Raw genomic sequence first — 10582 nt, 5'->3', positions numbered from 1 at the left:
ATTGTAGACTATATTGATTACTACAACAACAAACGAATTAAGGTAAAACTAAAAGGACTTAGTCCTGTACAATACAGAATTAAATCCTTTGCTTAAATTAATTGTCTAACTTTTTGGGGTCAGTACAAAATCATTCCATCCTTTTTCTGTTTTAACCTTATCAATAAAGTCACTGACAATCAAACACCTAGAAATCAAGCCCCAGAATAATCCATTCATCAACATAATCCCAAAAAGGGATTGGATAAATGGGCAACTCATCCTTTGACCAGAACACTCCACCTTGACTCATTGGTTTAGACAAGTCTAACACGAGATACTTTCCCATACCATTGCTAAAAAAATTGTAATAACAGGAAATGTCATTTGTTAACTGATCCTCAAATTCCCAATCATAATCGGCTATTGGGTCAATCATATCTAAATCGTCTAATCCCATGCTTTTACTCGTATAATCATTAAATCCTGCATGAATGTGTGTATAGAAATCACGGATACTCCCGTCAAGTTCCAGTTTTGACTGATTGAAGTGGTCTGTAAACTCTTGGGCCAAAATCGGCATTTTGCCCTCATAAAATACTAGACTCTTGCTCTGATAAGTTCTAATGGAATAAAGCAAGGAATAGGTAGGTCCAATTTTGATAAGTTCTATATCTTCTGAAAATTCTTCTAGATATGAGATTGTATTACTGAGCTCAACTCCTAAATATTTTTTCCATTCCTCAAAAATTATTTGTTTTCTTTTAGAAAAATCTGATGTTTGAAAGGCATCCCGCCAATATTGTGGAATAGGATGATTGGACAGATTTTTAAAATTAGATAAAATCTCGACCAGCTCTCCAGATATCACATATTTCTTTAAAAATTTAATTTTTCATTCATAAACTGTCTCTATTCATTTCTGTAAAATCCCCTTGACGCCACTTTTCTTCAACTCTTAAGTCCTAGATAGATATAGTTTCGAGTCACAGGACAATCTTTTTCATCCTCACCCTAAAATAAAACCGATGTTCTCCAAATTCTTAATCCTTGCTTTTTAACTCAAGATTAAATTAGCTACAATAGGACTGACAAATACATAGAGAACACCTGTAACACCGATAGCTAGTCCTCCCATGGCACCTGCGACTGGTCCATAGCGGAAGGCCGTTCCAGTTCCAACCGCGTGTCCTGTTCCACCCAGGGCTAGTCCAACAGCCACTGGATCGTCTATCTTGAGCCATTTCAAAAGCGTTGGTCCGATAACGCTGGTCAAAATCCCCGTTGCTACTACAACTACTAGAGTCACAGTAGTCAAGCCTTGCAACTTTTCTGTAATTCCTACTGCCATAGCGGTCGTTACTGACTTAGGAAAGAGGGAAATGACTAGGAAAAAGTCCATGCCAAAGATTTTTGCGACCAGGGCTGTAAAAGTGGTATTGACGATGACAGCTAGAAAGCTCCCCAGCAAAATACTCCTAACATGATGCTTCATCAAGTGGAAACTCTTATAGAGGGGAATTCCTAGAGCCACTGTTGAAGGAACAATCAAGTTGTTAAGATAAACCCCACCTTGGTAGTAATCTTGGTAGGAAATGCCAGTCACCTTTAGAAAGATGATAATAAAAATAGCTGACAGCAACAAGGGAGTCGTTAAGGGATGAGGATAGCGTCTGAAAATCATCATTCCCCCAAGATAGGCTAAGATTGACAAGGCAATCCCAAATAGGGGATTGGATACAAATTCACTCATTTAGCACCTCTTTCTTCGTAGTCACCTTCATAGCGTTTTTTGATAAATTGAACCACAAGCGCAATCAGGATGATATTAATCACTGCTGCAAAAAAGACAATCAAGACAATAGGTAGGAGATAGGGAGCAATCACATCAAACTTTTCCATAATTCCAACCGCAGGAGGTAGAAAGAGGATGGTCATGTTGGCCAGCAAAAAGTTCCCCACCATGTTGACATGGCGGATTCGCAGCCACTTGAACTGCAAGGCTAGAAACAGAATAATCAAGCCGATGATACTTCCTGGTATGGGCAAATGAAAAAAACTGGAGATTCCTTCACCGATTAGAGAAATCACAAAGAGAATCATTAACTGAACATATAACTTCATTGTAAACTCCACAAATAGACTTTCTGCATACCAGTTTACTCTTTTTTCAGAAAATTTCAAGGAAATATATAAGAAACATCCTTCTTGCTATCCAAGCCAAAAAGGTGTATACTAATTGCGTGCGCAAGCATCATAGATGCACTAGTATGATTACACTATTATAGAGGGAAAGGAGATGGACATGACTTACTTAGAAAAATGGTTTGAGTTCAACCGTAGGCAAGTAGAGCTAGAAGCCATTTTAGAAGAGACCATCGCTGAGCAGAGTGAACAAACCTTGACACTCAAGGAATTTTACCTCTTGCACTTTCTGAATCAGGCTGAAGGCAAATCCCTAAGACAAATCGACTTGCCAGATAAACTCCACCTGAGCCCTAGTGCTGTTTCACGGATGGTGGCTCGCCTAGAAGCAAAAAACTGTGGCTTACTTAGTCGGAGATGCTGCGACCAGGACAAACGAGCTAGTTTTATCTGCCTGACAAGCGAAGGACAGACTACCTTGGCTTATTTACAAACAGCTGTCGAAGAGAGCTTAGAGACAAAAGCTAATTGGTTAGCTTAACATATTTTTTAAAAAACTTGCGTGCGCAATCATTTTTCTTGACATTCCTTTTTTCAAGGAGTAAAATGAAAACATGATTTAGCAAAGGAGAATCCTATGATTGAAATCACTTATCTTGATGCCAGCAAGCAAGAGAGAACCATGACCTTTGAGTCATACGATGAATTTGAACGTTCTCAACATGCCTGCCTAATTGGTGTCGCAGACTATTACCCTGTCCAAAAAGTAACCTACAAGGGACATGATTTGGACTACCATGGGACTTACGGAGATGTCTTCTTCTATCTCATGAAACAAGATTTAAGCCAATATAACTAAAAAGGAGAAATACTATGGCAAAAGCAATTACAGACGCAACATTTGAACAAGAAACTAAAGACGGATTGGTCTTGGTAGACTTCTGGGCAACTTGGTGCGGTCCATGTCGTATGCAAGGTCCAATCTTGGACAAATTGTCTGAAGAACTTTCAGAAGATGTCTTGAAGATCGTTAAAATGGACGTTGATGAAAACCCAAACACAGCTCGTTCATTCGGTATCATGTCTATCCCTACTCTTCTTTTCAAAAAAGATGGACAAGTGGTTAAACAAGTTGCTGGTGTTCATACAGCAGAACAAATCAAGGCAATCGTTGCTGAATTGAGCTAATCATACTAGAGACCAAGTGCAATCATTTGGTCTCTTTTTTCTTGTCCTTTGCCATTTTTCAAAAAATATGCTAGACTGTAGGTAGAATATTACGATGTTTGGGACATGCCATCGCTAAAAAAAACCTCTACTTGGTATTTTTTAGCTCCCTCATGGGAGCTTTTTGCGTGCTCTGAACATTTCCCATTTTGGAAGGAGTACTATGAAACGTCAATCAGCCTTGGTCGTCTTTAGTGGCGGTCAAGATTCCACAACCTGCCTCTTTTGGGCTAAAGAACACTATGAAACAGTCGAAGCTGTCACCTTTGCCTATGGTCAACGCCATCATCTCGAAATTCAAGTTGCCCAAGAAATCGCTAAGGAACAAGGCATTCGTCATCACATCTTAGATATGTCTCTGCTGGGGCAAATCACTGAAAATGCCCTGACCTCTGATATGGAGATTGAGCAAAAAGAGGGAGAGGTTCCCAATACCTTCGTTGATGGTCGCAACCACCTCTTTCTATCCTTTGCGGCAGTTCTTGCCAAGCAACGTGGCATTAAAGACATCGTGACAGGTGTCTGTGAGACAGATTTCTCTGGCTACCCTGATTGTCGAGATGTCTTTGTCAAATCCCTTAATGTGACGCTCAACCTTGCCATGGATTACGACTTCGTTATCCAAACACCTCTCATGTGGCTGGACAAGGCTGAAACTTGGGAATTAGCTGACCAACTCGGTGCCTTTGGCTATGTTCGCGAAAAGACCTTGACCTGCTACAATGGAATTATCGGCAGTGGCTGTGGGGATTGTCCAGCCTGCCACCTACGTCAACATGGGTTAGATGTTTATCTCTCACAGAAAGGAGAGGCCTAATGTTTTTTGCACCCAAAGAAATCAAACAGGAAACAGGGGAATCTCTTGTCTACAATCCTCACAGAACCTTAGTCTCCAAAGAATTTACCTTTGATGCCGCCCACCACCTCTTTCACTATGAGGGAAAATGCAAATCTCTGCATGGTCACACTTATCATCTGCAGATTGCTGTCAGTGGATTTTTAGATGAACGTGGTATGACCTACGATTTTGGAGACATCAAAGCGATCTACAAGGACTACTTAGAACCCCACTTGGATCATCGCTATCTCAATGAAACTCTTCCCTATATGAACACGACTGCTGAAAATATGGTTTACTGGATTTTTCAAACTATGAACCAAGAGTTGCCAGACGAACGTGGTCTCCGTTTGGAATACGTTCGCCTCTATGAGACTCCGACTGCCTTTGCGGAATTTAGACGGGAGTGGTTAGATGACTAGGGAACGTGTCCTCAAACTACCAGTTCTGGAAATTTTTGGCCCAACCTTTCAAGGTGAAGGTCGTGCTATTGGGCAGAAAACCATGTTTGTCCGCACTGCAGGTTGCGACTACCACTGCGACTGGTGCGATTCTGCCTTTACTTGGGATGGTTCTGAAAAACCAACTCGCATGACAGCTGATGAGGTCATTGCTGAATTAGATAAATTGGGGAGCTACGACTACGTTACCTTGTCTGGCGGAAATCCTGCTATCCTAGCAGCTAACATGGCTGAACTGGTCACCAAGCTCAAGGAACGCGGTGTCACTCTAGCTGTTGAAACTCAAGGCTCCCGCTGGCAAAATTGGTTGAAAGATATCGACCAGGTCACTCTCAGTCCCAAACCTCCTTCATCCAAGATGGAAGTCAACTTTGAGACCTTGGACTTCATTGTTTCCCAACTGGATCCAAACAAGGTCACCTTTAAAATCCCTGTCTTTGACGATGCAGATTTGACCTTTGCCAAAGGCATTCAAGAACGCTACCAACCAGATGTCCTCTTCTTATCGGCTGGAAATCCTGAGCCCAAGGCTACAGGAAATATTGTCCAAGACCAACTGGACCGCCTCAAAGAACTCTGGGAACGCGTCGCTACTGACGATAGCTGGGGCAACGTCCGCGTCCTTCCTCAACTGCATACCCTCCTCTACGACAACCAACGTGGTGTTTAAGATTAGAAAGAAAAAATCATGTCACAACAAGAAGAAATGAAAAACCTAAGCCTACTGGGCAATAAAGAAACCAACTACATTTTCGACTATCAACCAGAAGTCCTGGAATCCTTTGACAATCGTCATGTGGAAAATGACTATTTCATCAAATTCAACTGCCCTGAATTTACCTCACTGTGCCCAATCACTGCGCAGCCAGACTTTGCAACGATTTATATTTCCTACATTCCTGACAAGCTCTGTGTCGAGTCAAAATCCCTCAAACTCTACCTCTTTAGCTATCGAAACCATGGAGATTTTCACGAAAACTGTATCAACACTATCGGAAAAGACTTGGTCAACTTGCTAGATCCTCGCTATTTAGAGGTTTGGGGGAAATTTACACCTCGCGGTGGCATTTCAATTGACCCTTACTACAACTACGGTAGACCTGGAACCAAGTATGAAGGCTTGGCAGAACAACGCCTCTTCCAACACGACCTTTATCCAGAGAAAATTGACAACCGATAAACTCATACTCAATGAAAATCAAAGAGCAAACTAGGAAACTAGCCGTAGGTTGCTCAAAGCACTGCTTTGAGGTTGTAGATAAAACTGACGAAGTCAGCTCAAAACACTGTTTTGAGGTTGCAGATGGAAGTTGACGTAGTTTGAAGAGATTTTCGAAGAGTATCATACAAAAAAGCCCTGTTCCTCATCATGAGGAGCAAGGCTTTTTGAGTTTCAATTATTCTTCAGTTCCAAGGAAGTTTTTAGCAACAAGAGCTGCAAGAACTCCACCAACGATTGGTGCAAGGATGAAAATCCATACTTGTTGAAGAGCTGCGCCACCTACCAAAACAGCTGGTGCCAAGCTACGAGCTGGGTTTACTGAAAGTCCAGTGATGTTCAAGCCAGCTAGAATCAAAGCTGTCAATGACAAACCAATGACCAAACCAGCGATTGCGCCATTCCCTTTGCTTGCTGATGTTACAGTCATGATCACCAAAACAAACAAGAATGTTGCGATTGTTTCAAACAAGAAACCACCAAAGACAGTTACTCCGTTTGCCAAGGCATTTTCACCAAGACTTGCAGTTGACATACCTGAATTTGCCAAGAGGAAGAATATAGATCCAGATGCAAGGAAAGCACCAACCACTTGACCAAGGATGTAGTTTACAAGCTCTGAAGATGACAAACGTTTGTTAACAAACATAGCGATAGAAACAGCTGGATTCAAGTGAGCACCTGAAACAGTTCCGATTGAGAAAGCTGCGACTACGATTGCCAAACCAAAGGCAAGAGCAATCCCAAGGTGTCCAAGACCTTCAACACCATTTCCAAAAACAACAGCTCCTGTTCCGATGAACACAAGCATAAAAGTACCGATTAATTCAGCAACAAATTTTTTCATATTAAGTCTCCTTTTTTCAAACTATGTATTAGTCTATCAGAAGAAGGAAAGGGTTTCAAGAAATGTGCTTGGAAACATTGTGTAAGTTTTCACATTTGATAATCAAAATCTAATATTGGAAAGATTGAATAGCTTCTTTCAAGTCATCTTGTAAACTATTTCTCTGGTCAAGTTGAACATAGACTTCTAAGAGACAGGATCTGAAATTGGAAAATTTATAAAAATCTTCCCTCTCTTCTATCGGAAAATCAAGTGACTTTATCCAAGAAGCCAGTGTCGCTTGCTCCACCTTGCCTTGCAAAATAGGTTCGTAAAGGACTCTGGCCAAGCGCCAGTCCTCGTCATCAATAAACCGAATCGAAACTCTTTTAAATAGTTGGCCAAGTATGTCAAATACTTCATGAACTCTATTTTTAGAAAAGTCTGGATGACAAACAACTTCAGTTAAAAGATCAGCCCCATGAGCAAAAGCATGCACCCAACCATACTGACTTGAAAAACCTGTCGTATCCTCTTCTTTTTCAAGGTAATGCAAACCTTGATCGAGCATCGTATTTCTGATATCAGTTTTAAGCACTTGATAATAAAGAGAGTGTTGGTTGCCATCGGCAGATAAGAGATTGGCATAAATAAGGGCCCTAAAAGAACGTTCAAGCGTTGAAGCTCCTAGCTTATAGAGCTCTTTATCTAGTCCACCATCAGAGACAATCACAGCAGCAATCAACTGAAATTGCTCCTTTGTAAACAACTCTTCTTGAATCCCCCTAGCCAGACTAGTAAAAACCAATTCATCGCGAATCTCTGGACTAGTATCCCCTAAGTGCTCAAGCAACCACAGGATTTCTTCTTGACGATAGCTCGGTTTTTCTTCTGCTATTTTTCTAAGTAACTTTTGATACATGGTCAATACCTCTACATTTCTAGCAACTTGATATAATCTAGACCCCATTTCTCGACAGCATCTAAAACAACTTTGAATTCCTGCCCCATTTCGGTTAAGCTGTACTCAACTCGTGGGGGAACTTCCGCATAGACCTTTCGTTGAACAATCTTATCCTTTTCTAATTGACGGAGATGACGTGTCAAAATAGTTTGAGTAATCCCAGGCAATAATCTCTGCAATTCTTTAAATCGTTTAGTACCCGTACTCAACTGATAAATGATTACCAGTGCCCATTTCCCTGTTAAAACCCTCTGCGTTGTCGCAAATGGACAAATACCATACTCACTCACTTTATTTGTCATAAAATATCTTCTTTCTATTTTTTTTAAAAAATTTATCTTTTAGTATCAATAAAAGTACTACTTTTGATACTAGCTATCAAAAAAGTGTCTACTTGTTTTTTTGTTTGTAACTGTTACAATTATATCATAAAAAAGAAATGGAGAATATATATGTCAACAAACTTAGAAATTTTCAATACTTATAACCAAGCTTTAATTGCTGGGGACTTTCCTGGTGTCTTTGAAACGATGGCAGACGATATTGTCTGGAATCAACCTGGTACTCATAGTATATCTGGTACAGTTGTTGGTAAGGACCAACTAGGACCTCACCTAGCTACATTTGCTGAGAAAACTAATGGAACCTTTAAGGTGATAACAAATTGGGTTTCTGATAATAAGGATTTTGTCGCAGCTAATGTTACTTTTCTTGGAACACGGGCTGATGGTACTGAACTCAATATGAACGGAATTGACCTCTTCCGTATTGAAGACGGAAAAATCAAAGAAGTTTGGCTCTTCTCTTCAGATCAAGCTAAAGAAGATAGCTTTTGGGGATAATTAAAGAGGTCGGGACAAAAAAATTTTGATTTTAGGAATTCTTTATTATATAGCCGATTGAACTTAGAATAGTACACTACAGATTCTAAAACATTTTTAGAAATTGATTTGACTTTCCTAATCTCTTTGTTCATGTCTTATTTCAATCAACTATAAATTTTTTAAAGCAATAGATTAGATAAAAAAGCGAACAAGACCGAATTCTGAGTGTCAGATAACTCGTTTTGTTCGCTTTTTATATTTAAGATCAGACTTTTGTCCCAGATTCTTTTAATTTACTCTCCCAACTGGGCACTGTAGTTGATAATTCGGTCAACCGTATCAGACAAGAATTGAATGGTATCACGGAGTGGTTTGTCTGTTGAAATATCTGCTCCGATAATCATGGCTGACTCAAGCGGTGTCTTACTACCACCTGATTTAAGGAGATTGAGCCAGTCTTCAGCTCCAGTTTCTGAGTTTTTAAGATGAAGGTAACCAGCAGTCGAGATGACAAGTCCAGCTGAGTAAGTGTAGCTATACAAGCCCATGTAATAGTGAGCTTGGCGCATCCAAGTCAGAGCCGCATCGTCGTCAATCTCAATGGCATCTCCCCAAAAGTCTGTCAAGACTTCCTTCATAATGCTGTTGAGTTTACTTGCTCCAAAGGTCTCCCCTTCTTCAATCAATGTATAAACCTTACGCTGGAAGGCTGCTTCCAAGAGGTGGGTGATAAAGTTATGGAAGTAGGTATCTGTCAAGCGGTGGGCAAGAGCGAATCGTTTCTGACGTGGATCATCAGACTGGTGTTCCAAGTAATCACTTAAAAGCAATTCATTGAAGGTTGACGGTGCTTCAACATAGTAGGTCGACATGTGGGCGTTAAAATAGCTTTGGTGATTGTCTGAAAAGATAAATTGACCAGAATGCCCGATTTCATGAATCAAGGTATAAACATCGCTCAAACGACCTGTCCAGCTCATGAGAACATAAGGATGCACACGGTATGGATCAGCTGCATAGCCACCAGAATCCTTGCCACTATTGGCAGCAAAGTCCACCCAGCGCTCTTCTTGATAGCGAGCAACTTCCTGACAATATTCTTGTCCCAAAGGTTCTACTGACTTCATGACCAAATCATAGGCATCATCAATGCTAACCTCTGGATTGAGAGCACTGTCCAAGTCCAATTTCCAATCCGCAAAGGTCATCTTTTCAAGACCATTCACCTTGGCAACATGCTTGAGATATCGCTGAGCAACTGGCGCAAAGTCCTTCATGATGAGGTCAATCTGACGATCAAACATGGCACGGTCTACTTCTTGTTCAGCCAGAAGATAATCAAAAACTGAGCCGTATCCCTTCATATCTGCCAATAGTTTTTCAGACTTGACTTGAGCAAGGTAGGCTGCAGCTGCCGTATTTTGGTGCTTACGTAGTCCTTCTGAGAAAGAACGGAAGGATTTCTCACGAACCTCAGCGTCCTCGTGGTTTTGGTAGAAGTTTTCATAGGTCACAAAGCTGTTTTTGTAGGTTTTTCCATGGACTTCAAAATCAGCCATTTCAAAGTCCCCAGCTCGCATTTTAGTATAGATATCCTGTGGACTGTAGAAAACTTCACCCAGATTGGTCAAGGCCTTCTCCACATCAGCCCCAAGATAGTGGGCTTTTTTGATTTTGGCCTGACGAATGGCTGCCGTCAAATGTGGCAAGTCACCCAAACGGTCCAAGACTTCTTCATCTGCTTCTACCAAGGCGTCATCAAAGAAGGTCAAAGCTACGCTAGCATCTGTCTCAAAGTCCATCCCAGCCTGAGCGATATTAGCAAAATCTTCATTACCATAGTCTGTCGTCTGAGGCATAAAGCTGTAATTGCCAATATGACTCATCTGAATGTAGATTTGTTCCAATTCCGCAAAGGCCTTCTCGAAATCTTCAAAAGTGTGAAGATTGCCCTTGTAGTCACGGCTAAATTGATTGATGTCTTCACGCGCCTTTTCAATGGCACGCAAGAAATCCTCACGGTCTTGGTATAGTGCTGTCAAGTCCCAAAGTTCCTTTTCGGGAAATTCTGAACGGTGTTTTTGTTCCATTTTCTTCCT

General features: G+C 40.9%; 16 protein-coding genes. 9 read left to right on the top strand and 7 right to left on the bottom strand.

The features are described from left to right. Window positions 1-96: IS3 family transposase (locus QM928_RS07440; protein ID WP_414267217.1), on the top strand; the 96-nt coding region annotated here is incomplete at its 5' end. Between the two features lie 91 nt (window positions 97-187). Here QM928_RS07440 and QM928_RS07435 read toward each other — a convergent pair. From QM928_RS07435 to QM928_RS07425, 3 genes are all read right to left on the bottom strand, one after another. Beyond that, a complete protein-coding gene (locus tag QM928_RS07435) occupies window positions 188-850 on the bottom strand; it encodes a hypothetical protein (protein WP_414294869.1) in 663 nt (220 codons plus the stop codon). 186 nt (window positions 851-1036) lie between these two features. Next, window positions 1037-1732 (bottom strand): LrgB family protein, encoded by a 696-nt coding sequence (locus tag QM928_RS07430; protein WP_414294870.1) that lies wholly within the window; start codon window positions 1730-1732, stop codon window positions 1037-1039. Further along, window positions 1729-2103: a CidA/LrgA family protein gene (locus tag QM928_RS07425; RefSeq protein ID WP_000781321.1), complete on the bottom strand. Its 375-nt coding sequence runs from the start codon at window positions 2101-2103 to the stop codon at window positions 1729-1731. Before QM928_RS07425 ends, QM928_RS07430 begins: the two co-directional genes overlap by 4 nt. 181 nt (window positions 2104-2284) lie before the next feature. Here QM928_RS07425 and QM928_RS07420 point away from each other — a divergent pair, with 181 nt between their 5' ends. From QM928_RS07420 to queF, 7 genes are all read left to right on the top strand, one after another. Continuing rightward, window positions 2285-2665 carry a MarR family winged helix-turn-helix transcriptional regulator gene (locus QM928_RS07420; protein WP_414294871.1) on the top strand — a complete coding sequence of 127 codons (381 nt, stop codon included), beginning with the start codon at window positions 2285-2287 and terminating at the stop codon, window positions 2663-2665. A gap of 96 nt (window positions 2666-2761) precedes the next feature. Continuing rightward, a complete protein-coding gene (locus QM928_RS07415; protein ID WP_049508973.1) occupies window positions 2762-2983 on the top strand; it encodes a DUF4649 family protein in 222 nt (73 codons plus the stop codon). Between the two features lie 14 nt (window positions 2984-2997). Further along, the gene (gene trxA / locus QM928_RS07410; protein WP_001029584.1) at window positions 2998-3312 is read left to right on the top strand and encodes a thioredoxin; all 315 of its coding nucleotides are present in this window, start codon (window positions 2998-3000) and stop codon (window positions 3310-3312) included. Between the two features lie 202 nt (window positions 3313-3514). Further along, complete coding sequence (queC, locus tag QM928_RS07405; RefSeq protein ID WP_153224871.1) at window positions 3515-4168, top strand: 7-cyano-7-deazaguanine synthase QueC; 654 nt, start codon at window positions 3515-3517, stop codon at window positions 4166-4168. Further along, window positions 4168-4611: a 6-carboxytetrahydropterin synthase QueD gene (gene queD, locus QM928_RS07400; protein WP_125415378.1), complete on the top strand. Its 444-nt coding sequence runs from the start codon at window positions 4168-4170 to the stop codon at window positions 4609-4611. The genes queC and queD overlap by 1 nt, the downstream gene beginning before the upstream one ends. Next, complete coding sequence (gene queE, locus QM928_RS07395) at window positions 4604-5320, top strand: 7-carboxy-7-deazaguanine synthase QueE (protein ID WP_075231901.1); 717 nt, start codon at window positions 4604-4606, stop codon at window positions 5318-5320. Before queD ends, queE begins: the two co-directional genes overlap by 8 nt. An 18-nt stretch (window positions 5321-5338) precedes the next feature. Further along, entirely contained in the window at window positions 5339-5830 is a 492-nt protein-coding gene (gene queF, locus QM928_RS07390) for a preQ(1) synthase (RefSeq protein ID WP_000082582.1), read from the top strand. 217 nt (window positions 5831-6047) lie between these two features. Here queF and QM928_RS07385 read toward each other — a convergent pair whose 3' ends face one another. From QM928_RS07385 to QM928_RS07375, 3 genes are all read right to left on the bottom strand, one after another. Further along, complete coding sequence (locus QM928_RS07385; protein WP_414294872.1) at window positions 6048-6716, bottom strand: MIP/aquaporin family protein; 669 nt, start codon at window positions 6714-6716, stop codon at window positions 6048-6050. A gap of 109 nt (window positions 6717-6825) precedes the next feature. Then, window positions 6826-7617 (bottom strand): DUF2785 domain-containing protein, encoded by a 792-nt coding sequence (locus tag QM928_RS07380; protein ID WP_153224869.1) that lies wholly within the window; start codon window positions 7615-7617, stop codon window positions 6826-6828. 11 nt (window positions 7618-7628) lie between these two features. Then, window positions 7629-7961 carry a winged helix-turn-helix transcriptional regulator gene (locus tag QM928_RS07375; protein ID WP_049548517.1) on the bottom strand — a complete coding sequence of 111 codons (333 nt, stop codon included), beginning with the start codon at window positions 7959-7961 and terminating at the stop codon, window positions 7629-7631. 150 nt (window positions 7962-8111) lie between these two features. On the opposite strand from QM928_RS07375, the gene QM928_RS07370 reads away from it, so the two are divergent. Continuing rightward, entirely contained in the window at window positions 8112-8501 is a 390-nt protein-coding gene (locus QM928_RS07370) for a nuclear transport factor 2 family protein (protein WP_049548518.1), read from the top strand. 275 nt (window positions 8502-8776) lie between these two features. On the opposite strand, the gene pepF is transcribed toward QM928_RS07370, so the two are convergent. Beyond that, window positions 8777-10573 carry an oligoendopeptidase F gene (gene pepF, locus QM928_RS07365; RefSeq protein ID WP_414294873.1) on the bottom strand — a complete coding sequence of 599 codons (1797 nt, stop codon included), beginning with the start codon at window positions 10571-10573 and terminating at the stop codon, window positions 8777-8779. Between the last annotated feature and the right edge of the window lie 9 nt (window positions 10574-10582).

Source organism: Streptococcus infantis (genome assembly GCF_047460405.1).
Lineage (GTDB): Bacteria > Bacillota > Bacilli > Lactobacillales > Streptococcaceae > Streptococcus > Streptococcus infantis_Q.
Note: the sequence above shows the minus strand (reverse complement) of the source record. Positions and strands in the feature narration are given on the sequence as shown.

Excerpts from the sequence above, each read along its gene's own strand:
- queF (WP_000082582.1), top strand. The coding sequence starts at position 5,339 with ATGTCACAACAAGAAGAAATGAAAAACCTAAGCCTACTGGGCAATAAA.
- QM928_RS07370 (WP_049548518.1), top strand. The coding sequence starts at position 8,112 with ATGTCAACAAACTTAGAAATTTTCAATACTTATAACCAAGCTTTAATT.
- queD (WP_125415378.1), top strand. The coding sequence starts at position 4,168 with ATGTTTTTTGCACCCAAAGAAATCAAACAGGAAACAGGGGAATCTCTT.
- QM928_RS07430 (WP_414294870.1), bottom strand. The coding sequence starts at position 1,732 with ATGAGTGAATTTGTATCCAATCCCCTATTTGGGATTGCCTTGTCAATC.
- QM928_RS07380 (WP_153224869.1), bottom strand. The coding sequence starts at position 7,617 with ATGTATCAAAAGTTACTTAGAAAAATAGCAGAAGAAAAACCGAGCTAT.
- trxA (WP_001029584.1), top strand. The coding sequence starts at position 2,998 with ATGGCAAAAGCAATTACAGACGCAACATTTGAACAAGAAACTAAAGAC.
- QM928_RS07425 (WP_000781321.1), bottom strand. The coding sequence starts at position 2,103 with ATGAAGTTATATGTTCAGTTAATGATTCTCTTTGTGATTTCTCTAATC.
- QM928_RS07375 (WP_049548517.1), bottom strand. The coding sequence starts at position 7,961 with ATGACAAATAAAGTGAGTGAGTATGGTATTTGTCCATTTGCGACAACG.
- QM928_RS07385 (WP_414294872.1), bottom strand. The coding sequence starts at position 6,716 with ATGAAAAAATTTGTTGCTGAATTAATCGGTACTTTTATGCTTGTGTTC.
- QM928_RS07420 (WP_414294871.1), top strand. The coding sequence starts at position 2,285 with ATGACTTACTTAGAAAAATGGTTTGAGTTCAACCGTAGGCAAGTAGAG.
- queC (WP_153224871.1), top strand. The coding sequence starts at position 3,515 with ATGAAACGTCAATCAGCCTTGGTCGTCTTTAGTGGCGGTCAAGATTCC.
- queE (WP_075231901.1), top strand. The coding sequence starts at position 4,604 with ATGACTAGGGAACGTGTCCTCAAACTACCAGTTCTGGAAATTTTTGGC.
- pepF (WP_414294873.1), bottom strand. The coding sequence starts at position 10,573 with ATGGAACAAAAACACCGTTCAGAATTTCCCGAAAAGGAACTTTGGGAC.
- QM928_RS07415 (WP_049508973.1), top strand. The coding sequence starts at position 2,762 with ATGATTGAAATCACTTATCTTGATGCCAGCAAGCAAGAGAGAACCATG.